Raw genomic sequence first — 23,566 nt, 5'->3', positions numbered from 1 at the left:
CCCCTCGGACACCGGCGCGCGGACCGGGCCGGAGAAGGAGCGCGGGGTCGCCGGAACGGCGGGCGACGAACGACGGGCGCGGTTCAACGGAAAAACACCCTACGAAAGTCGGATTGCCGAATGCTTTCCGGAGTGAATTCCCATATAATCGACGCCGGACGCGCATATAATCGACCGGCGTAGAAATATCCGCCGCAGCGCTTCGGCCACGGAATACCGCCGTTAGTCGGTAGTCTCCGCAAACTTCGCGCGCGTACCGTCCGGGACGTCTCACCCCTTTCCCCACCGGTCCGGGAATTCCCCGGCCCGGCCGGGCTTCCCCGTTGGAGGATCCCGTGAAAGTGCGTTCTTCGATGCTGCGCGGAATAGCCGCGGTCGCCACCGCGGCGGCGGCCGCGCTCTCCGTTCCGGCCGCCGCGGTCGCGGGCGAAACGAACATCTCGATGCAGGCCCAGCAGAAAGACCAGTGGTGCTGGGACGCCAGCGGCAACACCATCGCCGCGTTCTGGGGCTATTCCCTGACCCAGACCCGGTTCTGCCAGATCGCGCACAACGAATCCGGCAGCGACTGCGCCAACAACCAGGGCTACCTGAGCGACCAGCAAAGAGTTTTCCGCTACCTCGGGTTCCGCAACATCGGCACCTACAATTCCAACGGCTACCGGCTCTCGTTCTCCGGCATCAGGAACCAGATCGACGCCGGACAGCCCATCGGCACCCGGATCGGCTGGACTTCCGGCGGCGGCCACATGCACGTCCTCTACGGCTACGACGACTCCGACGGGAACGTCGTCGAATACGGCGACCCGTGGCCGTCGAACAACCGCTACAACTCCATGGACTACAGCTACTACGTCTCGAACAACCAATTCTCCTGGACCCACACCGTCTACGGAATGGTGGGCTGACTCATGCTGCGAACCGTCCTCCGCGCCACCGTCGCGTCCGGAGCCATCGCGGCGGCCGTCCTCGCCGCGAACCCGGCGTCGGCCGCCGAATCGCCGGCCGGACCGTCCCCCTCGGACACCGCCGCGATCTCCGGCCTGCTCGCCAGCCCGGGCACCGCCGCCCGCCTCGCGCACACGAAGTTCCCCGGCGCGGCGCCGGCGGCCGCGCACGCCACCCGCGCCGCGGCCGAGGCCAACACCCAAATCCCGGTCTACGAACCGACCGCGGCCTTCATCAAGGGTGAATCCGACGTCCCGGCCGCGCTGGCCTACGTCGCTTCGCCGGCCCACCTCGCCGACGGCCGCGCCGCGACCGTCTGGGCGCAGCCGAGCCAGGCCGGGTGGAAGGTCGTCAACGTCGCCTCCGGCAACGACGAACAGGTCCACGCGGCGGCCGCGCACGGCGGCTACCTGCTGCACGAACCGCAGGTCAACGCCTGGTATTCGGTCAAGGGCGACACCGTGACGGTCCTCGACGGCGCAGTCTCCGGCGTCCCGGCGGGCACCCGCGTCACGCTCGCCGCGTACCGAGCCGAACTGCAGAAACGCTACGGCGACAAGCTGCCCGGCTCGACCTACGACAAGACCGGCGCGGGCGGCGGCTACGCCGTCACCGCTCCGGACACCAGCGGGGACGGAAGCCCGGCCATCGCGCTCGCCGTCGGCGGGGCGGCCGCGGCAGCCGCGGGCGGCGCGTTCCTCCTGCGCCGTCGTTCCCAGCACAGCGAGTGACCGCTCGGCGGCAGGGGTCCGCCCCTGCCGCCGATCATTCGCCGCCGTCGAGAGACGCGGCCCATCGATCTGCCCACGACACCAGCGGCCGCAGCGCGTCGAACGCCTCGCGGCCGAGCGTCGTGAGCGCGTAATGCGATTCGTCGGTCTGCCGCACCAAACCGGCCTCACCGAGTTCGACCAAGCGCTGCCGCAGCACGCTTGAAGACATCCCGTCGCACCGTTGCTGCAGCGCCCGAAAGCCCAGCGTGTCGACCTGCAGTTCCCACACGATCCGCAGGCACCACCGCCGTCCGAAAAGGTCGAGCGCGGCCATCAGCGGACGGCCGGTCGTGGAGCCCCGGACCGGCTGCCCCGGCTTCGGCGTCGCCATCCGAATCTCCTTGTGCTTCGATTTCCGAAACACTAGCATCGGCCGCCATGATTCGATTTCCGAAGCAGGTGTGCGAGACGCTCGGCATCGCCGTGCCGATCGCGCAGGCCCCGATCGGCTCGGCGGCGACCCCGGCGCTCGCCGCCGCGGTCTCGAACGCGGGCGGCCTCGGGACCCTCGCGCTCACCTGGACCGACCCGGACGAGGCGGTCCGCCGGATCCGCGAGGTGCGCCGCCGCACGGACCGCCCGTTCGCGGTCAACCTCGTGCTCGACTTCCCCATCGACGACGTGGTCGACGCCTGCCTCGCCGAGGAAGTCCCGATCATTTCGACCTTCTGGGGCGACCCGGCCAAGGTCGCCGCGCGCGTGAAAAACGCGCAGCTGATCCACACCGCCGGCTCGGTCGCCGAAGCGCGACGCGCGGCGGAGGCAGGCGTCGACGTCGTGGTCGCGCAGGGCTGGGAAGCGGGCGGCCACGTCCGCGGCCAAGCGTCGACGCTCGTGCTGGTGCCCGCCGTCGTGGACGCGGTCGCCCCGATTCCCGTGCTCGCCGCCGGCGGAATCGCCGACCGCCGCGGACTTGCCGCAGTACTCGCTCTCGGCGCACAAGGCGGTTGGCTGGGCACCCGATTCCTGACCGCGACCGAGGCGGCAACCCACGATTCCTACCGCCAAGCCGTGCTCGCCGCAAAACTCGAGGACGCCATCCACACCCGCTGTTTCGACGGCGGCTGGCCCGACGCGCCGCACCGCGCCTTGCGCAATTCGACGCTCACGCAATGGGAAGCCGCGGGCGAACCGCGTACGGACCGCCCCGGCGAAGGCGACGTCGTAGCAACTGATGCGGTCGGGAACCCGTGGCACCGCTACGACGACATGATTCCGGTGCCGGGAATGACCGGAGACCTCGAAGCCCTGGCGCACTACGCCGGTCAGTCCGCGGGTTTGGTCCGAAACATCGCTCCGGCGGCGCAGATCGTCGCGGATCTCGTCGGCTAGCCCTGCTCCACCATCGGCGGAAGCTCGACCGGCTGCCGCAGCGCGTCGAGCACCGCGTTCACCGCCGCCGGGCGCGGCGATCCCCGCCGGGTGACCGCGACGATCGTGCGCGTCACCGGTGTCGCCAGTGCTTTCGTCGCGACCCGGTACCGCGGGTCCACCGCCAGCCCGGGCAGCAACGCGATCGACAACCCGGCCTCGACGTGCTGCAACGTCATCAGGTAGTTGCTGAACCGGCACGCCACGCGCGGCTCGAACCCCGATTCGCGGCAGAGCCGCAGCGTCAGATTCGCCATGTAGGACGGGGGAATGTCGAGCGCCCACGGTTCGTCCGCGTACTCCGCGAGCACCGCGGGTCCGGGCGGCTCGGGCCGGTCGCGCGCGGTGACCAGGACGATCGGGTCGGTCGCCAGCCGGACGATCTCGAGATCGGGGCCGAGCGGCAGGTCGGCGAAGTCGGTCGTGGTGATGACGACGTCGCTGTCGCCCGCCCGCAGCGCCGGGACGCTTTCGTGCGGTTCCCGTTCCGCCAGCTCGGTTTCCAGCCGCGGATAGCGCTCGGCAAGACGCGTCGCGGCGGGGACGGCGAAGGTGTGGATCGCGCTCTGGAACGCGCCGATCCGCACCAGCCCGGCCGGTTCGTCGCCGCGCAATTCGGCCTCGACCGCGTCGAGATGGTCGAGGATCGCGCGCGCCTGCCGGGCCAGTTTCTCCCCGGCCGGAGTCAGCCGGACGCGGCGGCCGGTGCGTTCCAGCAGCCGGGTGCGGGTTTCGGTCTCCAGCACCGCGAGCTGATGCGACACCGTGGAGGCGCTGAGATTGACGTCCTGCGCCACCGCGCGAACCGTGCCCAGCACGGCGAGCCGGCTCAACAGCCGCAGCCGCCCCGGGTTCAACATGGCCCCATCGTTGTTCGATGTCATCGCACAAGCAAGCGGAAACTGTGAGATGGACGCGGCGCTCGGCGCGGCTCTACCGTCACTCCCATGGGCACCGACACCTTCTGGTCCGACGTCGACCGGCACCTCGTCCGCTACGCCGGCCCCGGCTCGTTCACCGGCGAGATCATCGACCGCGCCGAGGGCAGTTTCGTCTTCACCGAGGACGGACGGCGGATCCTCGACTTCACGTCCGGGCAGATGAGCGCGATCCTGGGGCACGCGCATCCGGAGATCGTCGAGACCGTCCGGAAGCAGGCCGCGAAGCTCGACCACCTGTTCAGCGGGATGCTGAGCCGCCCCGTCGTCGATCTCGCGCGCCGGCTCGCCGAAACGCTGCCGGACCCGCTGGAGAAGGCGCTGCTGCTCACCACCGGCGCCGAGTCCAACGAGGCCGCGCTGCGGATGGCCAAGCTGGTGACCGGCAAGCACGAGATCGTCTCGTTCGCCCGGTCCTGGCACGGGATGACGCAGGCCGCGGCGAGCGCCACCTACAGCGCGGGCCGCAAGGGCTACGGTCCCGGCGCGCCCGGCAACTTCGCGATTCCGGTGCCCAGCGGGCCGGACTGGCAGCACCAGCTGGACCTGGCGTTCGACCTGATCGACGCGCAGTCGGTCGGCAGCCTCGCCGCGTGCCTGGTCGAGCCGATCCTCAGCTCCGGCGGCATCCTCGTGCCGCCGCCGGGTTATTTCCCGGCGCTGCAACAGAAATGCCGGGAACGCGGCATGCTGCTGATCCTCGACGAGGCACAGACCGGGTTGTGCCGCACCGGAACCTGGTACGCCTTCGAACACGACGGCGTGGTCCCGGACATCCTCACGGTGTCCAAAACGCTCGGGGCCGGTCTGCCGCTCGCCGCGGTGCTGACGAGCGCGGAAATCGAGCAGGAAGCCCACGAACGCGGGTACCTGTTCTTCACCACGCACGTCTCTGACCCGCTCCCGGCCGCGGTCGGCAACACCGTCCTGGACGTGCTGATCCGCGACCGCCTCGACGAACGCGCCCGCCAGCTCGGCGCCCGGCTGCGCGCCGGACTGGACGAAATCGCGGCGCGGCACGAGACGGTCGGCGAGATCCGCGGCCGGGGACTGCTCGCCGGACTGGAACTGAGCGGCGGCGGACCGGACGCGGACAAGCTCGGCGCGCGCGTGACGCAGCGGTGCCTCGAACTCGGGCTGCACATGAACATCGTGCAGCTGCCCGGCATGGGCGGGGTGTTCCGGATCGCGCCGCCGCTGACCGCCGCCGAAAGCGAGATCGACCTCGGACTGTCCATTCTGGACGAGGCGATCGGGGACGTCTCGTAGCTCAGCGGGGAATGCGGCCCGCGACGGCGGTCGCCGCCTTCTTCGCGAGATCGCAGCTCTTCGAAGGGTCCGGCTTGGCGCCGACGGCGACGAACACCAGCTCGTTGGTCGTCACCGCGAGGATGACGGCGCAACTGTTCTGCCAAGAGCCGCGGGTGTCCATCACGCCCGCCTTGTACCCGGCGATGTCGGAGATCGGCTTGACCATCGAGCCCTCGAACTGGACGGCGTAGCCCTCCGCGTCGACCTCCGAGAGGCTCACGCTGTAGCCGGGGCCCTCGCACCGGCGGCCGTCGGCCTTGGGCGCGGTGGTGCTCTCCTGGCTGAGTTCGGGCACGTCGGAGGGCTGGAGCAGGCTGCACGGATCGGTGTTCGCGAGCGGCGTGCCGGTCTTGCCGCCGTCCTTGGCCTCCGGCTCGGCACTGCTGCCAGCGCCCACGACGTTCTTGTCGCCGCCCTCGGCGCCGCTGCCGCAGGCCGCGAGCCCCAGCACGCAAACCAAGGCAGCCGCAGCCGCCACCACTCGTCGCATCGCTTCCCCCAGGGGTCCGGTTTGGCTCGGGACAGTAATGGAACGGCTCCCGGGCGGCACCTTGGACGGCGGCGAGCGGCGTCCGGTTCCCCCTACTCGTCCCGGTTCAGGGGTGGGTCCCCGCGACCGCCGCGATTAGCGTGCGCGGGGTCAACGCTGCTGCCGGGGGTGGGGAAATGCGGTCGAAAGCTACCGTCCTGATACTCGTTCTGACGCTGCTCGGCACGACGCCGGCCTCGGCGAGCCCCGCGATCGGTCTCGACGGTCTTTCCCGCCCGGTCGACGTGCTCGTCGACAAGTGGGGCGTCCCGCACATCTACGCCGCCAACACCGCGGACCTGTTCTACGCACAGGGTTTCACCGTCGCCCGCGACCGGCTCTTCCAGCTCGACACCTGGCGGCGCCGAGGTCTCGGGTTGCTCAGCGAGGTGCTCGGCGAGTCCTATGTGGACCAGGATCGTGCGGCGCGGCTGTTCCTCTACCGCGGGGACATGCGAAAGGAATGGGCGTCCTACGGCCCCGAGGCCAAACTCGCCGCCACCCGCTTCACCGAGGGGATCAACTCGTACATCGACTGGCTGGCCAAGAATCCGAAGGCCGCCCCGCCGGAGTTCGGCAAACTCGGCTACCAGCCGTCGCATTGGCAACCCGAGGACGTGGTCCGCATCCGCACGCACGCGATCGGCGAGAACCTCATGTGGGAGGTCTCCCGCGCGCAGATGGTGTGCCAGGCCGGGCCGAACGCGAGCAAGTACCTCCGCAGCCTGCATCCCGACCACGAAGCCGCGGTGCCAGAAGGACTCGACCCCTGTGCAGTCCCCGGCGACGTGCTTTCCGTGTACAACAAGGCGACCGCGGCCGTCACGTTCCCGAAGGGCGTCGCCGGGCCGAAGGACATCGCCGACGCCACCAGCGGCAGCAACTCGTGGGCGATCGGCCCGAACCGCACCGCGACCGGGCGGCCGATCCTCGCCAACGACCCGCACCGCGGCGCCGACGCGCTGCCGTCCGGTCGCTATGTCGCCCAGCTTTCCGCGCCCGGCCTGAACCTCACCGGCGCGGGCGAACCGTGGAACCCGGGCATCGCCATCGGCCACAACGATTCCGTCGCCTTCGGCCTGACGAACTTGCCGGTCGACCAGACCGACCTCTACGTCTACGACCTCGACCCCGCCGACCACAGCCGGTACCGCTACCGCGGCGGCTGGGAACCGATCACCAAGGTCACCGAAACGATCCCGGTGCTGGGCGGCCAGCCGGTGACCCGCGAACTGTCCTTCACCCGGCACGGCCCGATCGTGAAGGTCGACGAAGCCGCGAACCGGGGTTTCGCCGTGCGCACCGCGTGGACCGAACCGGGCAGCGCCGCCTATCTCGGCAGCCTGAACTACCAGCGCGCCCGCAACTTCACCGATTTCACCGCCGGAATGCGCACCTGGGGCGCACCCGGATCGAACCTCGTCTACGCCGACGTCCACGGCGACATCGGCTACGTCCCCGGCGCGCTGACCCCGCGCCGCACCGGAGCCGGATACGACGGTCTGCTGCCCGTCCCCGGAGACGGCCGCTACGAGTGGAACGGCTTCCACGCCAACTCCGAACTCCCGTGGCAGCACAACCCGCCGGCCGGATTCTTCGCCTCCGCCAACGACTACAACCTCCCGCCGGGCTTCCCGGTGGTGTCCAACTACGAATGGCAGCTGCCGTACCGCAAGGAGCGGATCGACGAGCTGATCAAGTCGACGCCGCGCGCCCGCGTCGCCGATTCGCTCGCCATCCAGCGCGACGAAAAATCCTTGCTGGCCACCCGCCTCATCCCGTACCTGCGGAACCTTTCCTCGACGGACCCGGACACCGCGAAGGCGCTCGACCTGCTGCGCGGCTTCGACGGCGTCGCCTCGGTGGAGTCCGCGCCCGCCGCGCTGTACGAAACGTGGCTGCTGAAGTACCTCCACGGCGGCTGGGCGCACACGATGCTCCCGCAGGCCGCCGCGGACGTCCTGTCCCGCACCATCAATCCGGATTTCAGCCTCGTGCTCGCGTCCTTCGCCGACCCGGACGCGTGGTTCGGCCCGGGCGGCGCGGCCAGACGCGACAAGCTGATCCTCGACACCCTCCCGCTCGCCTTCCGCGACGTGGCCGGAAAACTCGGCGGCGACCCGGCGAAATGGCGCTGGGGCTCGCTGCAGTACCAGGAGTTCGTGCACCCGGCGGGCGGCCCGGACGTCGGCCCGACCCCGGTCGGCGGCGACTACCAGACCGTCCACCCGTCGTTCTTCCACCCGCTCACCTACCAGCAGATCATCGGCGCGACCTTCAAGATGGCGCTCGACGTCGGCGACTGGGACGCGTCGCGGGCGATCAACGCGCCCGGCCAGTCCGGCGACCCGCGCAGCCCGCACTACCGGGACCTGAACGACCTGTGGGCGTCCGGCGGCTCGTTCCCCCTGCTGTCGAGCCGCTCGGCCGTCGAACGCAACCTCGACACCCGGATCCGGCTGGTCCCGAGGGTCACTTCGGGAACGTAGCCCGCATCCGGACGAGCGGGACCGCCGCGCAGGCCAGCAGCACGGCGCAGGCCGTCTGCAGCAGCAGGAACCAGAGCGGGCACACGCCCGGGATCAGGTCGACGCCGACGAGCGCGATCGGCGCGACCACCGCAATGAGCCGGGCCCGCTGATAAGCCCGGCGCGAGCCCCGGGCGGCGAGCGTGACCAGCCAGTACACGATCGCGGCGCTCACCGGCACCAGCGCGGACCGCGTCCACATGAAGCCGGTCGCCGTGCCGTCGGCGGCGGCCAGCGCGACGATCGTGCCGAAGACGGCCGCGCCCATCGCTCCGTAGGCCGCGACGAACCCCTTCACGAGGCCGAACGGACGCTGGACGGCGGTGCGTTCGATGGTCTCCATCATTTGTTCTCCCTTGTGGTTTCCCGTTGTGCCAGCAACGCTAGGAAGCCGCGGCCGGGCCCGGTATGGGTCTGGCCGCACGAGCGGGTGGGTCCAGACCCACTCCTGTCCCGCAGCGGCGGGGATCCGGCGTTTCGTGGTGCACAGTGGACCGCGAAGCCGGATGGACAGGGGGAAGAAACGATGCGACAGCTACGGTCCTGGGTGCGCGGCTGCGGGGTGGGATTCGTGCGCGCCGCCCAAGCGGCGGGCGTGGCCCTGCTGATCCCGGCCGTGTGGGCGGCCGCGGTCGGCCTGTGGCAACTGTGGGGCGGCAGCCCGTGGTCGTGGATCGCGCCGTTCATCTGGGCGGGGATCGGAACGCTGGCGCTCGCGAAGCCGGTCTGCCGGATGACGCGGGCCCTGGTGGCGAACTGGACCGGCATCGTGCTCCCGCCGGGGTACCGCGAGCTGCCGCCGATCACCCAGCTCTCGACCGGATACTGGTGGAACGGCCACTCCTACTCGCGCACCCAGGAAGAGGCCCGGCGCGAACAGCGGCTGAAGAACTGGCGCTACGACCCGGCGACCTGGCGGGACCTGCGGTTCGCCCTGCTCGCGCCGTTCTCGTTCGGACTGGTCGCAGTCGTGCCGCTGCTCGGCGTCGCCGCGGCGGTCCTACCGCTGGCACACTTTCCGGTCGGGTACCTCGCCGGTCTGCTGATCGCGATCGCGACCGCGCCCTACGCGTGGCGGAGCGTCATCCCGGTGGCCACACGGTTCCTGGGCGCGTCCACGACGATGGAACTGGCCGACCGGGTCGACACGCTGACCGCATTGCGCGCGGACACGACCATCGCGCAAGCCGCGGAAATCCGCCGCATCGAACGGGATCTGCACGACGGCGCGCAAGCCCGGCTGGTCGCGCTCGGCCTCGCGCTGGCGACGGCGGAGAAGCTGATGGAGACCAATCCCGAGCAGGCCAAGGAATTGCTGCGCGACGCCCGGGCCGGCGCGGCCACCTCGCTCACCGAATTGCGCGAGCTGGTCCGGGGAATCAGCCCGCCGGTGCTGAACGAACGCGGTCTCGTCGACGCGGTCCGCGCGATGGCCATGGACCTGCCGCTCGACGTGACTGTCGAGGCCGATCTGCCGCAGCCGCTCGATCCGCCGATCGAATCCGCGCTGTACTTCGGAATCGCCGAATTGCTCGCCAACGCGGTGAAGCACGCCCACGCGGCGCGCGTGTGGGTTTCGCTGCGGCAGGAAGGGAATCAGCTGCGCGCGGAGGTCCGGGACGACGGTCTCGGCGGGGCTGAACTCCGCCCGGACGGCGGACTCGCCGGACTGCGCCGCCGCCTCGCGGTCTTCGACGGCACTCTTGAGCTGACCAGCCCGGCGGGCGGGCCGACCCGAGCGTGGATGATGGTGCCATGCGCATCGTCGTAGCCGAGGACCTCTACCTGCTGCGGGACGGCTTGGTCCGGCTCCTGCAGGCATACGGCCACGAGGTCGTGGCGACCGCGACGACCGGCCCGGAAACCGTCGCCGTGCTGCGCGAACACCGGCCGGACGTCGCCGTGGTCGACGTCCGGATGCCGCCGACGCAAACCGACGAAGGCCTGCGCGCGGTCCTCGCCGCGCGCCGCGAGACGCCCGGGTTGCCGGTGCTGATCCTGTCGCAGCACGTCGAGCAGCTTTACGCCCGGGAGCTGTTGGCCGACGGCGCGAGCGGCGTCGGATATCTGTTGAAGGACAGCGTTTTCGAGGCCGAACAGTTCATCGACGCCCTCGAACGCGTCGCGGCCGGCGGCACCGCGATGGACCCGGCGGTGATCTCGAAACTGCTCACGAGCGGATCGCCGGACCAACGCCTCGGCTCGCTGACCGAGCGCGAGCGTTCAGTGCTGGAACTGATGGCGGAAGGCCTGTCGAACGCGGCGATCGCCGGACGGCTGTTCCTGAGCGAAAGCGCGATCAGCAAGTACACGACGTCGCTGTTCGGCAAGCTCGGCATCACCGACGACGACACCGGCAACCGGCGCGTCCTGGCGGTGCTGACCTATTTGAACCGGCCGTGAAAACGGCCCGCCCCAGGTTCGGTGCGGGCCGTTTCGGGGCTAGTTGACCAGATTTCCGAAGCGCCGCAACGTTTCCTCCGCGCCCAGCGCCTGCGTGATCGAGTGCAGGTCCGGGCTGCGGGTCGACCCGGTGATCGCGATCCGGATGATCTGCGACGCCTCGCGGATCGAACCGGGGTAGGCGTCCGGGTCCTTCTTGTATTCCTTGGCGTTCTTGGCGAACCCGTGCTTCGCCGCGACGTCGCGGATCTGCTGGAACCACTCCTGGCCGTCGTCGAGCTGCTGGTACGCGGACACGAAGTCCGAGGCCACCGCGCGCACGACGTCCGCCGGAACGCCAAGCGCCGCGATCCGCTCGTCGTCGGGACCGGTCGCTGCCTGGTGCAGCTGCGGGAAGAAGAACCCGTAGACCGCGCGGAACTCGCTCCACTTCTTCAGGTCCTTGCGCGGGTTCTCGACGCCCTCGCGCTCCACCGCCAGCGCGCGCAACGCCAGCTCGCGCGAGGACTCCAGGACCGCCTTCAGCTCCGGGTCGAACCGGTCGGCCCATTCGAGCACGGAGGCGAGAATCTCCTCGCCGGACAGCGTCGCGACGTAGTCGGCGGCGAGGTCGTCCAGCTTCACCAGGTCCACGAGCGGACCGGCGACGCCGCACTCGTCGAGGTTGATCGGCGCGTCGAGCGCTTCGGGCAGCGGCATCTCGGCGAGCCGTCCGTTCGCCAGGCCGCGCAGGTAGTACAGCACCGCCGGGACCGGGTAGCCGGCTTCGAGGTAGAAGTCGACGGAGGCTTCCGGGTCCTTGCGCTTGGACAGCTTCCGCTTGCTGCCGCCCTCCTGCTTCATCAGCGGCGCGATGTGCGCGTACTGGATCGGCTCGAAGCCGAGCGCTTCGAAGAGCTGCTGGTGCGTGGGCACCGACGAGATCCACTCGTCGCCGCGGATCACCAGGTTCACCCGCATCAGGTGGTCGTCGACCGTGTGCGCGAAGTGGTAGGTCGGCAGCCGCGGGCTCTGGTCGGAGCTCTTGAGGATCACCACGTCATTACGGTTGGCCTCGGCCTCGATGGTGCCGCGGATCGCGTCGGTGAAGCGCACGCGCTGCCCGGTGTCGTCGGGCGCGCGGAAGCGGACCACCCACGGCTCGCCCGCGTCGAGCTTCGCCTGCACGTCTTCCGCCGAAGCGTCGCGCCAGATCGCCCACGAGCCGTAGTAGCCCGTCGGGAGCTTCGTCGCCTGCTGCCGCGCGGTGATGGACGCCAGCTCGTCCTTCGTCGCGAAGTCGATGTACGCGCGGCCTTCGCGCAGAAGGTGCCGTACGTAGGTGAGGTAGATCTGCTCGCGCTCGGACTGCCGGTACGGGCCGTACTCGCCGCCGCGCACCGCGTCCTCGTCCGCCTGCAGTCCGAAGTACGCGAAGCCGCGCTCGAACTGCTCCAGCGCGCCCTCGACCTCGCGCGACTGGTCGGTGTCCTCGACGCGCACCAAGTAGCGGCCCTCGGAGCGGCGCGCGACGTCCTGGTCGATCGTCGCGACGTAGATGCCGCCGATGTGCACGAAGCCGGTCGGCGACGGGCCGAACCGGGTCACCTTCGCGCCGTCGGGCAGCTGCCGGGCCGGATAGCGCTGTTCCCAGTGCTCAGGCTCGGGCAGATCCGCGGGGAACAGGGCGTCGATGACCGCACGGTCCAGCATCGGAGGTCGGGTCTCCCAGGTCGTTCGGGTGTTTTCGCTAGTGCCTCGAGTATCGCCGACCGCCGTCTTCCCCGGTCGGCCAGGTCCCCGGGTGGTCGACGTGGTTGCCAACCGACCGTTTCCGATATATCGTGAACGTGTCGCAACAGTTCGAGAAAGGAAACCAAAGACCATGAACCGACGACGACACCCCTTCCCCGGCGGACGCTCGTTCCCCGGCGGACATCACGAACACGGAGAACACGAAGGGCGCGGACGGTCCTCGTTCGGGCCGTGGGGCCGGGAATTCGGCGAGTTCGGCTTCGGGCCGGGCGGCCCTGGCGGACGCGGCCGGCGCGGCCACGGTCCGGGCGGACGCCGCGGTCCCCGGCGCGGCCGGCGCGGCGACGTGCGGGCGGCGATCCTCGCCCTGCTCGCGGAACAGCCGCGGCACGGCTACGAGATCATCCGCGAGATCGGCGAGCGCAGCGGCGGGCTCTGGAAGCCCAGCCCCGGCTCGATCTACCCGACCCTGCAGATGCTGGCCGACGAGGGCCTGGTCGTGAGCCGCGACGAGAGCGGCAAGAAGCTCTTCGAGCTCACCGACGAGGGCCGCGCCGCCGCCGAACAGCAGACCGGCACTCCGCCGTGGGAGCACTTCACCGACGACGTCGAACCGGTCGAGCACGACCTGCGCAAGGCGGGCGCGACGCTCGCCGCGGCGGTCGTGCAGGTGATGCGCGCCGGCAGCGAGAACCAGCAGGCCCGCGCGGTGGACGTGCTCAACGAGGCACGGCGGTCGATCTACTCGATCCTGGGCGAGGTCGAGGACTCGGACGACTCGGCCGATTCCGGAGAGGCAGCCGAGTGACCGGGCAGGACGAGGCCGGTGGGTTTGACGCGGCAATGCACGCGATAACCCACCGGCAGCGTCACCTCGCCCGATCCCGGGTTCAGGCGGCGCGTGTCAGCGATCGCCCGCTGTGCGACCTTCGCGCTGAACTCGATCTTCAACACTGATTCCGCCGCGGCGAAGTCCGCGAAGCGCCAACGCGTGCGTACGCGCCGGCAGTTGAAGCCGTGCGCGGCGAAGAAGCGTTCCACCGCAGGCGGGTCGTAGCGCGGCAGATCTGCCCGCATCCACCCGCCGTACGGCTCGCTGGTCACGTCGAGGTCGACGATCATGATCGATCCTCCGGGCCGCAGCACCCGTTCCGCTTCGCGCAATCCGGGTTCGCAGCCGGGGCCGAAGAAATACGCGGTGCGCGCGTGCACGATGTCCACACTGGCGTCGTCCACCGGCAACCGCTGCGCTCGTCCCACGCGGACCCGCACGTTCCCCAGATCCCGCACCCGCCGCTCCGCGTCCCGCGCGAGCGGCGGGTGCGGTTCGATTCCGAGCACGGAACGGGCGTCCGCGGCGAAAAGCGGCAGGTGGTATCCGTCGCCGCAGCCGAGATCGAGGACGTCGAGACCGGTCCAGTCGCGCTCTTCGCGCAGTACGCGCCAAATCTCGCCGTCCGCGTCCTGCGCCCGGTTCTCCACGTCGTAGACGTCCTGGTAGTACCAGATGTTGGGGCTGGGGACGACTTCTTCGGACGCCGCCGGACCGCGGAACAACCAGCGCACGGCACTCCTTTCCGTCTCTGGGGGCGCCGGCGGGCGCGGCAGCTTTCCCGCTCAGAGCGTAGAACCCCGTCCGTCCGAATACACTTCTCCCTCGTCGGGGAGGAGACACGCGATGTCGATCGGCTGGCCAGGCGCCCGCGCGGTCCCGGCAGGGCTGCCCTGCTGGGTCGAGGTGGCATGCCAAGACGAAGCTCGGACACAAGACTTCTACTCCCGCCTTTTCGGCTGGGACTACGAGACCCGGCGCGATCCCGCGTCGCCGACCGGCCGGTACTCCATCGCCTCGAGCGACGGGGTCGCCGCCGGTGGTCTGTACCAAGCCGGGCCCCGCAGCGCGCCCGGCTGGACGCTGCAGCTCGCGGTGCCGCACACGGCGAGCGCGGCGGAATGGGTGGAGCACCTCGGCGGACAGGTGACGCTCGGGCCGGTCGCGATTCCCGAACGCGGCAGCATCCTGCACGCGATCGACGCGTGCGGCGCGCCGGTGGTGTTCTGGGAAGCCCCGCCGGACTGGCAGTTCGCGAGCGGCGTGCCCAACACGTTCAGCGGCGCGGACCTCAACACGCACGACGGCGTGGCCGCGGACCACTTCTACACCAAGCTGTTCAACTACTCGAGCCGTCAGGTCGGCGACGGCGAGAGCGTTGACTACGCTGAATATTCCATTGAGCACACGGCCGTGCTGTACCGCTACGTGATGGGTCCCGAGTACCGCCGCGACACTCCCCCGCACTGGCTCGTGTACTTCGAGGTCGATCCCGCCCGCGGCGCGGACGCGGCGGCGGGCGAAGCGTTGATGCTGGGCGGTTCGGTCGTGATCGAGCCGTACGACACGCCCTTCGGCCGCACCGCGATCCTCGCCGATCCGGACGGCGCGGTGTTCGCGGTGATCGACCACTCGCGGGTGCTGGAAGACGTGGGCCGCGCCGAGGTCGACGACCCGTACGACGACTGAGAACTCAGGCCGGGACGAAGGCCGACAGCAGCAGCCAGGACACGACGGCCGAGGGCAGCAGCGAGTCGAGGCGGTCCATGATGCCGCCGTGGCCGGGCAGCAGCGTGCCCATGTCCTTGATTCCGAGGTCGCGTTTGATGAGCGATTCGACGAGGTCGCCGAGCGTCGCGGTGAGCACGATGGCCGCGCCGAAGATCGCGCCCTGCCAGGCGTGGCCGTCCAGCATGAGGCTGATCGTGAGCACGCCCGCGGCGATGCCCGCGAGCATCGAACCGGCGAAGCCCTCCCAGGACTTCTTCGGGCTGATCGTGGGGGCCATCGGGTGTTTGCCGCCGAGCACGCCCGCGATGTAGCCGCCGGTGTCGGAGGCGACCACGGCGATCAGGAACGTGAGCACGCGCCCGACGCCGTCGTGCGGCGGCACGAGCATGGCCGCGAACGCGCCGAACAACGGCAGGTACGCGGCGGCGAAAACGGAAGCGCCGACGTCGCGCACGTAGCCCTTCGCGCCGCCGGGCAACCGCCACAGCAGGCAGGCGAGCACGGTGAGCACGAACGCGGTGAGCGCGCCTTCCCGGCCGAACGGCCAGGCCAGCCAGATCATCGCCTGTCCGCCGACGAGCACCGGGATCAGCGCGACCTTGGTGTCCGCGACCCGGCGCAGCACGCCGGAGAACTCGAAGGTGCCGACCGCGATCGCGGCGGCGATGACGCCGATGAAGAGGAACCGGACGGTGAGCAGGGAAACGATGATCGCGGCCCCGAGCAGCAGCCCGACGCCGATCGCCGCGGGAAGATTGCGCCCGGCCCGGGACGCCTTCTTCTCCGGTCCGGCTTTTTCGCCGTTCGCGGCCTTCGCGCCTTGGCCCGGCCCGTCCGCAGCCTTGCCGCCCTGGCCCCGCCTGCCCGCGGCTTTCCCGCCCTGACCCGGCTCGCTCGCGGCTTTCGCATCCTTGCCTGGCCCGGCCGCGGGTTTCCCGCCCTGGCCCGGCCCGTCCGCGGGAACGCCGTGCGCGCCCTTCGCCGACTCGTCCCCGGTTTCCGCCCGTTTCCCTGCCGCGGCAACGGATTCCGCGCGTACGTTCGCCGCAGAGTCCGTTTTCCGCCGCACGGCAGGGGTTTCCGGAGCCGGGTCCAGCCGCGAAACCGGGTCCGGCTCGGCGGCCGGGCCCGGTGGCGGGGTGTCGCTCACCCGCTCGTCGCGTTCCTCGCTCACCTGGCTCATCAGACCTCGAGCAGCTCGGCTTCCTTGTGTTTCACCAGCTCGTCGACCTGGTGCACGTAGGTGTCGGTGAGGTTCTGCAGCTCCTTCTCGGCGCGTGCAACCTCGTCCTCTCCCGCTTCGCCGTCCTTGGCGATGCGGTCGAGTTCTTCCTTGGCCTTGCGGCGGATGCTGCGGATCGAGACGCGGGCGTCCTCGCCCTTGCCCTTCGCGACCTTCACCATCTCCTTGCGCCGCTCCTCGGTGAGCTGCGGGATGACGATGCGGATGACGTTGCCGTCGTTGCTCGGGTTGACGCCGAGGTCGGACTCGCGGATCGCCTTCTCGATGGCGTTCAGCTGCGTCTGGTCGTAAGGCTTGATCAACGCCATCCGGGCCTCCGGCACGTTGACGCTGGCCAGCTGGTTCAGCGGGGTCGGCGCACCGTAGTACTCGACGACGATGCGGGAGAACATCGACGGGTGGGCCCGCCCGGTGCGCACCGACGTGAGGTCTTCCTTCGCGACGGACACCGCTTTTTCCATCTTCTCCTCGGCGTCGAGGAGGGTCTCGTCGATCACGGCTACTCCCGGTGTTTGTGTGGTCGGACCTGAGCTTGATCCCAGCAGGTCTAGGCGGACGCCTCGTCGGCGGGGGTCGAGACCAGCGTGCCGATCTTCTCACCGCCGACCGCGCGGGCGATGTTGCCCTCGGTGAGCAGGTTGAAGACGATGATCGGCATCTTGTTGTCCATGCAGAGGCTGAATGCGGTGGCGTCGGCGACCTTGAGGCCGCGCTCGAGCACCTCGCGGTGGGTGATGTCGGTGAACATCTTCGCGTCCGGGTCGGTCTTCGGGTCCGCGGTGTAAACACCGTCCACGGCCTTGGCCATCAGCACGGCCTCGCAGCCGAGTTCGAGCGCGCGCTGCGCGGCGGCGGTGTCGGTGGAGAAGTACGGCATGCCGACGCCGGCGCCGAAGATCACGACGCGGCCCTTCTCGAGGTGCCGTTCCGCGCGGCGCGGGATGTAGGGCTCGGCGACCTGGCCCATCGTGATCGCGGTCTGCACGCGGGTCGGGAGGCCTTCCTTTTCGAGGAAGTCCTGCAGCGCGAGGCAGTTCATCACGGTGCCGAGCATCGCCATGTAGTCGGCGCGGTCGCGGTCCATGCCGCGCTGGGACAGCTCCGCGCCGCGGAAATAGTTGCCGCCGCCGATCACCACCGCGATCTGCACCCCGGTGCGCGCGACGTCGGCGATCTGCTGGGCGACGGAGTGCACGACGTCGGGGTCGACGCCCACCGCGCCGCCGCCGAACATCTCGCCGCCCAGTTTCAGCAGCACCCGGCGGTATCCGCCCTCGACCCGGTCCTCACCCATGGCTGTCGCCTCCTGCCCCTCGTTAGACCCGACTGTGCCCCGTCCCCGATGCGCGGAGACGGGGCACAGTGCCAGAACCTAGTCCCAGTGCCTCGCTCAGGCCTGGCCGACCTCGAACCGGGCGAACCGGGTCAGGGTCACGCCCGCCTCGTCGAGCAGGGCCTTGACGGTCTTCTTGTTGTCCTTGACCGACGGCTGCTCGAGCAGCACGTTGTCCTTGTAGTACGCGTTGACCTTGCCCTCGATGATCTTCGGCAGCGCCTGCTCGGGCTTGCCTTCCTCGCGGGCGGTCTGCTCGGCGATGCGGCGCTCGTTCTCGACGATCTCGGCCGGCACCTCCTCGCGGGTCAGGTACTTCGCGCGCAGCGCGGCGACCTGCATCGCGGCGCCGCGGGCGGCGTCGGCGTCGTCGCCGGTGAACTCGACCAGCACGCCGACGGCCGGCGGGAGGTCGGAACCGCGGCGGTGCAGGTAGATCGCGGTCTGGCCCTCGAACGACACCACGCGGCGCAGCTCGAGCTTCTCGCCGATGCGGGCCGACAGCTCCTGCACGACCTCGTTGACCGGCTTGCCGTCCAGGTCAGCGGCCTTCAGCGCCTCGACGTCGCTGGTCTTCAGCGTCTTCGCGGTCTCGACGATCTTCGCCGCGAGCTGCTGGAACTCGTCGTTCTTGGCGACGAAGTCGGTCTCCGAGTCGAGCTCGATCATGACGCCGCCGTCGCCGGCGACCAGGCCCTCGGCGGTGGCGCGCTCGGCGCGCTTGCCGACGTCCTTGGCGCCCTTGATGCGCAGGAACTCGACAGCCTTCTCGAAGTCGCCGTCGTTCTCCTCGAGGGCCTTCTTGCAGTCCATCATGCCCGCGCCGGTCATCTCGCGCAGGCGCTTCACGTCAGCGGCGGTGTAGTTCGCCATCGTGTTGAATCCGTCCGTTTCAGGTACGTGTGCGGTGAGCGCCGTCCGGGCGGCCCTGCGCGGACCGCCCGGACGGGGTGGATCAGGAGTTGGCCGGAGCCTGCTCGCCGGTCGCTTCCGCGGTCTCGGCGGTCTCGGTCGCGGCGGCGGTCTCGGTCGCCGCGGCGGCCTCGGTCGCGTCGGCCGCGGCGGTCTCCGAGCCCGCGAGGAGCTCCTTCTCCCACTCGGCCAGCGGCTCGTCCGAAGCACCGGTCTCCGGCTTCGCGTCGGCCGAGGCGCCGTTGCGGCCGGAACGGGCCATCAGCCCGGCCGCGGCGGCCTCGGCGACGACCTTCGTCAGCAGCGCGGCGGAACGGATCGCGTCGTCGTTGCCCGGGATCGGGTAGTCGACCTCGTCCGGGTCGCAGTTGGTGTCCAGGATCGCGACGACCGGGATGTTGAGCTTGCGAGCCTCGCCGACGGCGATGTGCTCCTTCTTGGTGTCGACGATCCACACCGCGGACGGCACCTTGGCCATGTCCCGGATGCCGCCCAGGGTCTTCTCGAGCTTGTCCTTCTCGCGGGTCAGCGTGAGGATCTCGCGCTTGGTCAGCCCGGCGAAGCCGCCGGTCTGCTCCTGGGCCTCGAGCTCCTTCAGGCGGAGAAGGCGCTTGTGGACGGTCTGGAAGTTGGTCAGCATGCCGCCGAGCCAGCGCTGGTTCACGTAGGGCATGCCCACGCGCGCGGCCTCGTTGGCGATGGCTTCCTGAGCCTGCTTCTTCGTGCCGACGAACATGATGGTGCCGCCGTGCGCGACGGTTTCCTTGATGAACTCGTACGCACGGTCGATGTACGTCAGCGTCTGCTGCAGGTCGATGATGTAGATGCCGTTGCGCTCGGTGAAGATGTAGCGCTTCATCTTCGGGTTCCACCGACGGGTCTGGTGCCCGAAGTGCACGCCGCTGTCGAGCAGCTGCTTCATGGTGACGACGGCCATTGCCGGAATCACACCTTCTCTGTACTCGCGCGCTCCCGCTGTCGGTGTTCGATCCGCCCGCGGAGGCGCTGTTCCGGTTAGTCGCCCCCGACCGGGAGGTCGTGGGCCCTGGTGCCGCAGCCGATGCCCGGACCCGCGGGTTCGGTAGTGCGAAACCCCAGGACCGCCGGACACCGTGCGCCCCTCCGTCCGGGTTCCCGCCGAAGCGGCCCGTCCGGGGACGCGCGCACGTGCACGCGAAGTCAGCCCAGCGAGTGGGCTGCGGAATTGATTCTACCCCCTGCCACCAGGCCCGCCCCTGCGGGCAGCCTTCGCCCCGCCGGGGGTTGTCCACAACTACGCCTGCCTGTGGACAACCCCCGCTCAACAGCCGGTTCCCGTCGGCCGGTGGCTGAGGATGGGGACATGACCACTACGCGATCTTTTCCCGCTTTCTCCGCTGTCTCCTCCGCTGCTTCCGCTGCTGCCCGTCCTGCCGATTCAGGCGTGAGTTCATCGCTGTGTTCGTCCTCCGCCGCTCGCCCGGCCGATTCCCGCGCGGCTCCTCCCTCGCACCCGCCCGCGCCGCGAAGCACGGCTCGCCGGGTGCCTTCAGCTGTCCCACGCCCGGACAGGGAAGCCAGCAGCCAGTCCGGCTCCTCGCCGAGCCCGTCGTCGGCAGCGTCGGTGACATGGGCGTCGTCGTCGGCATCAGCGGCGGTGGCGGCATCGGCGACGGCGGAGGTGGCATCGGAAACACCGCACCCGGTGGTCCTGGCAACCGCCGCCCTGCTGACTCAGCACCCGCCCGCAGCCGCCGCCCTCCTGAACCCGGACGACGCGGCCTTGCCCCCAACCTCGCCGGGCTCGCTCCCCCGAGGCGGCCGTCACCGCAAAACCCCTGCCAGACCACCCAGAATCCGGCGCGCCTGGACCTGGCTGACCTCCGCCGCAAGCACCGTCAGCCGCTACACCTTCTTCGCCTCCCGCCGACTTCTCCGCCCGAGTCCGAGACCCGCGTCCCTCCTGCCCAGGATCCGCATCTCCCTCCCGTGCGATTTCAACCGGGGACACCCGCCGCTGCGCCTGGCCGGACCAGGCAGCGAACTCCCCCTGTTCGCCCCGCGCAGCCGCACCAGCATCACCCGAAAGTGGCTGATCCTGGCGACAGTCCTGACCCTGTCCGCAGGCTCCGCCGCCCTGCTCGACTCCCGAGCCGACGCCGCACCGCTCCAGCCCGCCCCCGAAGAACCCGGACGCCTGGCCTGGCCCCTGACGCCCCGCCCGCACGTCACCCGCAACTTCGAACCGCCCGCGACCCCGTTCGGCCCAGGCCACCGAGGCGTAGACCTGGAAGCCGCCGCCGGACAGCAGGTCTTGGCCGCGGACATGGGAGTCGTGGTCTTCGCCGGTCAAGTCGCAGGCCAAGGAGTAGTAGCCATAGACCACGACGGCGGCCTCCACACGACCTACCTCCCCATCGCCCCCACAGTCGCCACCGGAGACCAGATCTACCGCGGCCAGCCCCTGGGAACCGCCGCCCCAGGCCACCCCGGCTGCCCGACCGCCACCTGCCTGCACTGGGGAGCCCGCCGCGGCACGGAATACATCGACCCGCTCGCCTTGGTGGGCACTCCCAGCCGAGTACGCCTGAAGCCGTGGGCCGAAGGCCCGTGACACCAACGCAATCCCGGTCCCGCCCGTTGCTTGCCGCCCGATCCGAAGGAGGTCCATAAGCTCGAACCATCGCCACATCCATGTGGTCCGCTCGGCATCCAGGCTTCGAACGGTCTGGCGGCTAGTCCGCCTGCCCCGGCTGCGGGGCGACGCGCGGCCGCTGGGTCACTCGATCAGCTTGGCGGACAGCCGCGTCACTGCTCAGGCTTGCAGCTGCCTCACCTGCGATTTCACGGTGCCAAGGACCTTGCGCTTCCAGACGGGGCAGTCGCCGGGTTGCTCCAACCGATCGGCGCGCAACCGCATCACCGCACAGGTGGCGTAACTGCGTCAGCGGCGACTCATGGCACGGAGAACCTTGCCGATCCCAGCCAAGGGTCAGCCGCTGGGTTGTTCCATCAACTTGGCGCGCAGGCGCATCACCGCGCGGGTGTGGAGCTGGCTCACGCGGGACTCCGTGACGCCCAGGACTTTGCCGATCTCCGCCAGGGTCAGGCTTTCGAAGTAGTAGAGGCTGACGACGATCTTGTCCCGGTCGGTCAACTGCGCGATGGCTTCGGCGAGCTGGCGGCGGTTGTCCTGGTCCACCAGGACGGCCACCGGGTCGACCGCGCCGTCGTCGGGGAGGGTGTCGACCAGCGAGCCCGCGTCTTTGCCCGCGGCGACAAGGTCTTCGAGGGCCACGACGCTGGTCAGGCGGAGCTGGCCGTAGAAGTCGCGCAGGTCGTCGAGGCTGATGCCCATTTCGCCGGCCAGCTCGGCGTCGGTCGGGGTTCGGTGCAGGCGGGCGCCCAGGCGTTCCAGGGCGCGGGCCGTTTCCTTCGCCTTGCTGCGCACCGCGCGCGGGACCCAGTCCTGGGAGCGCAGGTCGTCCAGGATGGCGCCTCGGATGCGTTGCATCGCGTACGTCTCGAAGCGCAGGCCGCGTTCCGGGTCGAACTTCTCGATCGCGTCGACCAGCCCGAAAATGCCCGATTGCACGAGGTCGCCGACGTCTACGTGCGTCGGCAGACCGGTGCCGACCCGGCCCGCGACGTACTTCACCAACGGGGCGTAGTGCAGGACCAGCCGGTCGCGCGACGTCTGGTCCGGTTTGTCGGCGAACTGCTGCCACAGCGCCTGAATCCCCGCGTCGACGTCCTGACCAGGACGACCGTCCCCGTTGACGGCGTCCTGCACGCCGGGGCGTGCCGCCCCGGCTTCCGTGACCTGCGACGTGGAAGTCATTGCACGGTCGTTCTCGGCGTGCTGATCAGTGTGGTCTCCGTGCTCGTGCGGATGCGCGTGCGCCGACGGTTCGGCCCTGCCGTCCTCGGCCGAGCCTCCGCCGGCCTCTTCAGGCCCGCGGGTGTGCTCGGTCATGGATCGCCTTCAGCCGATCGACGGTCACATGAGTGTAGAGCTGGGTCGTGGCCAGCGTAGCGTGACCAAGCAGTTCCTGAACGCTCCTGAGATCGGCACCTCCTTCGAGCAGATGCGTCGCGGCGGAATGCCTTAGCCCGTGCGGCCCCATGTCCGCCGCACCGGGCACCGCGGCCACCGCTTCGTGCACCACGCGGCGCGCCGCGCGCGGGTCAAGACGCTTGCCGCGGACGCCCAGGAAGAGCGCCTTCGGCGGCGTTTCCCCAGCCAGCGCGGGCCGTCCGTCCTCCAGCCACGCGGTCAGTGCCTCGGCCGCCGGGACGCCGAACGGAACCGTCCGCTCTTTGTCTCCCTTGCCCACCACCGAAAGCACGCGGCGGGAAAAGTCCACACTGGCGACGTCCAGACCGCACAACTCCGACACCCGAATGCCGGTTGCGTACAGCAATTCGACCAACGCGCGGTCACGCAGAGCGACCGGATCCCGTTCGGCTGCCCCTTTCGCGGAGGCGTCCATGAGCGCGTCGGCCTGCTCGGCGCGGAGCACACCGGGCAGCGTCCGATGCGTGCGCGGCGCGGCCAGCCGACCGCCTGGATCCGACTTCAGCAAACCCGTGCGGTGCGCCCAAGCCGTGAAGGTGCGCGCGGCCGCGGCGCGGCGCGCGAGGGTGGTGCGCCCGGCGCCGTCCGAGCGCTGTCCCGCGAGCCACGCGCGCAGCTGCGTGACATCCAAGTCCTCAAAGCGCCGCGCGGGACGGTCTTCCGCCCCCACGGTCTGGAACGCCAACAGCGAAACGACATCGCCCACGTACGCGCGCACGGTGTGCGGCGACAGTCCACGCTCCAGCGACAGATGCCGTTCGTAACCGGCCACCACCGACTCGGCGGACTCCGGCAATTCGGCGCGAAGAGCCCGAAGATCGGGTCGTGGCGGGCGTTTCCGGTGTCCACCAGGACGCGGGACCGCGTCCTTGCGCGCACTCGCTGACGGCATGGCGATTACGCTGCGCGAACCATCGCCATTG

Annotated in this window: 22 protein-coding genes and 1 pseudogene; 10 read left to right on the top strand and 13 right to left on the bottom strand. The window is 70.1% G+C overall.

From position 1 onward, the window contains the following. Positions 1-335 precede the first annotated feature (335 nt). Both CU254_RS08145 and CU254_RS08140 read left to right on the top strand, forming a co-directional pair. On the top strand, positions 336-908 hold the full coding sequence (locus CU254_RS08145; protein ID WP_009074533.1) for a papain-like cysteine protease family protein: 573 nt from the start codon (positions 336-338) through the stop codon (positions 906-908). Between the two features lie 3 nt (positions 909-911). Continuing rightward, a complete protein-coding gene (locus CU254_RS08140) occupies positions 912-1,679 on the top strand; it encodes a hypothetical protein (RefSeq protein ID WP_009074531.1) in 768 nt (255 codons plus the stop codon). 34 nt (positions 1,680-1,713) lie between these two features. Here CU254_RS08140 and CU254_RS08135 read toward each other — a convergent pair whose 3' ends face one another. After that, entirely contained in the window at positions 1,714-2,052 is a 339-nt protein-coding gene (locus tag CU254_RS08135; RefSeq protein WP_009074529.1) for a helix-turn-helix domain-containing protein, read from the bottom strand. Positions 2,053-2,099: 47 nt separating this feature from the next. On the opposite strand from CU254_RS08135, the gene CU254_RS08130 reads away from it, so the two are divergent. Continuing rightward, on the top strand, positions 2,100-3,053 hold the full coding sequence (locus CU254_RS08130; protein ID WP_009074527.1) for a nitronate monooxygenase family protein: 954 nt from the start codon (positions 2,100-2,102) through the stop codon (positions 3,051-3,053). On the opposite strand, the gene CU254_RS08125 is transcribed toward CU254_RS08130, so the two are convergent. Beyond that, positions 3,050-3,952 carry a LysR family transcriptional regulator gene (locus CU254_RS08125; protein ID WP_009074525.1) on the bottom strand — a complete coding sequence of 301 codons (903 nt, stop codon included), beginning with the start codon at positions 3,950-3,952 and terminating at the stop codon, positions 3,050-3,052. The two genes, CU254_RS08130 and CU254_RS08125, sit on opposite strands and share 4 nt — an antisense overlap. Before the next feature lie 87 nt (positions 3,953-4,039). On the opposite strand from CU254_RS08125, the gene CU254_RS08120 reads away from it, so the two are divergent. Further along, complete coding sequence (locus CU254_RS08120) at positions 4,040-5,299, top strand: aspartate aminotransferase family protein (protein WP_009074523.1); 1,260 nt, start codon at positions 4,040-4,042, stop codon at positions 5,297-5,299. Position 5,300: 1 nt separating this feature from the next. Here CU254_RS08120 and CU254_RS08115 read toward each other — a convergent pair whose 3' ends face one another. After that, positions 5,301-5,792 carry a DUF3558 family protein gene (locus tag CU254_RS08115; RefSeq protein ID WP_199785838.1) on the bottom strand — a complete coding sequence of 164 codons (492 nt, stop codon included), beginning with the start codon at positions 5,790-5,792 and terminating at the stop codon, positions 5,301-5,303. Positions 5,793-6,007: 215 nt separating this feature from the next. Here CU254_RS08115 and CU254_RS08110 point away from each other — a divergent pair, with 215 nt between their 5' ends. Then, a complete protein-coding gene (locus CU254_RS08110; protein WP_037712951.1) occupies positions 6,008-8,359 on the top strand; it encodes a penicillin acylase family protein in 2,352 nt (783 codons plus the stop codon). On the opposite strand, the gene CU254_RS08105 is transcribed toward CU254_RS08110, so the two are convergent. After that, positions 8,343-8,744, bottom strand: a complete 402-nt coding sequence (locus CU254_RS08105; protein WP_199785837.1) for a hypothetical protein — start codon at positions 8,742-8,744, stop codon at positions 8,343-8,345. The two genes, CU254_RS08110 and CU254_RS08105, sit on opposite strands and share 17 nt — an antisense overlap. Before the next feature lie 180 nt (positions 8,745-8,924). On the opposite strand from CU254_RS08105, the gene CU254_RS08100 reads away from it, so the two are divergent. Continuing rightward, positions 8,925-10,169, top strand: a complete 1,245-nt coding sequence (locus tag CU254_RS08100; protein WP_009074516.1) for a sensor histidine kinase — start codon at positions 8,925-8,927, stop codon at positions 10,167-10,169. Beyond that, positions 10,154-10,801: a response regulator transcription factor gene (locus CU254_RS08095; RefSeq protein ID WP_009074514.1), complete on the top strand. Its 648-nt coding sequence runs from the start codon at positions 10,154-10,156 to the stop codon at positions 10,799-10,801. Before CU254_RS08100 ends, CU254_RS08095 begins: the two co-directional genes overlap by 16 nt. A 39-nt stretch (positions 10,802-10,840) precedes the next feature. Here the strand turns inward: CU254_RS08095 and CU254_RS08090 are convergent, their stop codons facing one another. Beyond that, positions 10,841-12,493 (bottom strand): glutamate--tRNA ligase, encoded by a 1,653-nt coding sequence (locus CU254_RS08090; protein WP_009074511.1) that lies wholly within the window; start codon positions 12,491-12,493, stop codon positions 10,841-10,843. A gap of 172 nt (positions 12,494-12,665) precedes the next feature. On the opposite strand from CU254_RS08090, the gene CU254_RS08080 reads away from it, so the two are divergent. Further along, complete coding sequence (locus CU254_RS08080) at positions 12,666-13,343, top strand: PadR family transcriptional regulator (RefSeq protein WP_234392807.1); 678 nt, start codon at positions 12,666-12,668, stop codon at positions 13,341-13,343. Here CU254_RS08080 and CU254_RS08075 read toward each other — a convergent pair. After that, on the bottom strand, positions 13,277-14,101 hold the full coding sequence (locus CU254_RS08075) for a class I SAM-dependent methyltransferase (RefSeq protein WP_050788133.1): 825 nt from the start codon (positions 14,099-14,101) through the stop codon (positions 13,277-13,279). The two genes, CU254_RS08080 and CU254_RS08075, sit on opposite strands and share 67 nt — an antisense overlap. Positions 14,102-14,213: 112 nt before the next feature. Between CU254_RS08075 and CU254_RS08070 the strand changes: the two genes are divergently transcribed. Continuing rightward, positions 14,214-15,056 carry a VOC family protein gene (locus tag CU254_RS08070; RefSeq protein WP_037712948.1) on the top strand — a complete coding sequence of 281 codons (843 nt, stop codon included), beginning with the start codon at positions 14,214-14,216 and terminating at the stop codon, positions 15,054-15,056. Between the two features lie 4 nt (positions 15,057-15,060). Here the strand turns inward: CU254_RS08070 and CU254_RS08065 are convergent. From CU254_RS08065 to rpsB, 5 genes and pseudogenes are all read right to left on the bottom strand, one after another. Then, positions 15,061-15,885 (bottom strand): annotated as a pseudogene (locus tag CU254_RS08065) (phosphatidate cytidylyltransferase); the annotation flags it as partial. A 395-nt stretch (positions 15,886-16,280) separates the two neighbouring features. Continuing rightward, on the bottom strand, positions 16,281-16,838 hold the full coding sequence (gene frr / locus CU254_RS08060) for a ribosome recycling factor (protein WP_009074501.1): 558 nt from the start codon (positions 16,836-16,838) through the stop codon (positions 16,281-16,283). A gap of 50 nt (positions 16,839-16,888) precedes the next feature. After that, positions 16,889-17,635 (bottom strand): UMP kinase, encoded by a 747-nt coding sequence (gene pyrH / locus CU254_RS08055; protein ID WP_009074499.1) that lies wholly within the window; start codon positions 17,633-17,635, stop codon positions 16,889-16,891. Between the two features lie 96 nt (positions 17,636-17,731). Continuing rightward, entirely contained in the window at positions 17,732-18,547 is an 816-nt protein-coding gene (gene tsf / locus CU254_RS08050; RefSeq protein ID WP_009074497.1) for a translation elongation factor Ts, read from the bottom strand. An 82-nt stretch (positions 18,548-18,629) separates the two neighbouring features. Then, complete coding sequence (gene rpsB / locus CU254_RS08045; RefSeq protein WP_009074495.1) at positions 18,630-19,523, bottom strand: 30S ribosomal protein S2; 894 nt, start codon at positions 19,521-19,523, stop codon at positions 18,630-18,632. 1,179 nt (positions 19,524-20,702) lie between these two features. Here rpsB and CU254_RS43975 point away from each other — a divergent pair. Further along, the gene (locus CU254_RS43975) at positions 20,703-21,179 is read left to right on the top strand and encodes a murein hydrolase activator EnvC (protein WP_234392857.1); all 477 of its coding nucleotides are present in this window, start codon (positions 20,703-20,705) and stop codon (positions 21,177-21,179) included. A gap of 378 nt (positions 21,180-21,557) precedes the next feature. On the opposite strand, the gene CU254_RS08035 is transcribed toward CU254_RS43975, so the two are convergent. Together CU254_RS08035 and CU254_RS08030 are read right to left on the bottom strand one after the other, a co-directional pair. Then, positions 21,558-22,406, bottom strand: coding sequence for a FliA/WhiG family RNA polymerase sigma factor (locus CU254_RS08035; protein WP_009074492.1), 849 nt, complete (start codon positions 22,404-22,406; stop codon positions 21,558-21,560). Between the two features lie 109 nt (positions 22,407-22,515). Next, a complete protein-coding gene (locus tag CU254_RS08030; protein ID WP_037712943.1) occupies positions 22,516-23,535 on the bottom strand; it encodes a tyrosine recombinase XerC in 1,020 nt (339 codons plus the stop codon). Positions 23,536-23,566: the final 31 nt, after the last annotated feature.

The organism is Amycolatopsis sp. AA4 (genome assembly GCF_002796545.1).
In the GTDB taxonomy this organism is placed as follows: Bacteria; Actinomycetota; Actinomycetes; order Mycobacteriales; family Pseudonocardiaceae; genus Amycolatopsis.
This window is presented reverse-complemented; position numbering and strand designations above follow the sequence as displayed.

Coding starts and splice junctions, on each gene's coding strand:
- CU254_RS08035 (WP_009074492.1), bottom strand. CDS start 22,406: ATGACTTCCACGTCGCAGGTCACGGAAGCCGGGGCGGCACGCCCCGGC.
- tsf (WP_009074497.1), bottom strand. CDS start 18,547: ATGGCGAACTACACCGCCGCTGACGTGAAGCGCCTGCGCGAGATGACC.
- pyrH (WP_009074499.1), bottom strand. CDS start 17,635: ATGGGTGAGGACCGGGTCGAGGGCGGATACCGCCGGGTGCTGCTGAAA.
- CU254_RS08110 (WP_037712951.1), top strand. CDS start 6,008: ATGCGGTCGAAAGCTACCGTCCTGATACTCGTTCTGACGCTGCTCGGC.
- CU254_RS08140 (WP_009074531.1), top strand. CDS start 912: ATGCTGCGAACCGTCCTCCGCGCCACCGTCGCGTCCGGAGCCATCGCG.
- CU254_RS08135 (WP_009074529.1), bottom strand. CDS start 2,052: ATGGCGACGCCGAAGCCGGGGCAGCCGGTCCGGGGCTCCACGACCGGC.
- CU254_RS08070 (WP_037712948.1), top strand. CDS start 14,214: ATGTCGATCGGCTGGCCAGGCGCCCGCGCGGTCCCGGCAGGGCTGCCC.
- CU254_RS08030 (WP_037712943.1), bottom strand. CDS start 23,535: ATGCCGTCAGCGAGTGCGCGCAAGGACGCGGTCCCGCGTCCTGGTGGA.
- CU254_RS08130 (WP_009074527.1), top strand. CDS start 2,100: ATGATTCGATTTCCGAAGCAGGTGTGCGAGACGCTCGGCATCGCCGTG.
- CU254_RS08125 (WP_009074525.1), bottom strand. CDS start 3,952: ATGTTGAACCCGGGGCGGCTGCGGCTGTTGAGCCGGCTCGCCGTGCTG.
- CU254_RS08105 (WP_199785837.1), bottom strand. CDS start 8,744: ATGATGGAGACCATCGAACGCACCGCCGTCCAGCGTCCGTTCGGCCTC.
- CU254_RS08090 (WP_009074511.1), bottom strand. CDS start 12,493: ATGCTGGACCGTGCGGTCATCGACGCCCTGTTCCCCGCGGATCTGCCC.
- CU254_RS08080 (WP_234392807.1), top strand. CDS start 12,666: ATGAACCGACGACGACACCCCTTCCCCGGCGGACGCTCGTTCCCCGGC.
- CU254_RS08095 (WP_009074514.1), top strand. CDS start 10,154: ATGCGCATCGTCGTAGCCGAGGACCTCTACCTGCTGCGGGACGGCTTG.
- CU254_RS08120 (WP_009074523.1), top strand. CDS start 4,040: ATGGGCACCGACACCTTCTGGTCCGACGTCGACCGGCACCTCGTCCGC.
- rpsB (WP_009074495.1), bottom strand. CDS start 19,523: ATGGCCGTCGTCACCATGAAGCAGCTGCTCGACAGCGGCGTGCACTTC.
- CU254_RS08100 (WP_009074516.1), top strand. CDS start 8,925: ATGCGACAGCTACGGTCCTGGGTGCGCGGCTGCGGGGTGGGATTCGTG.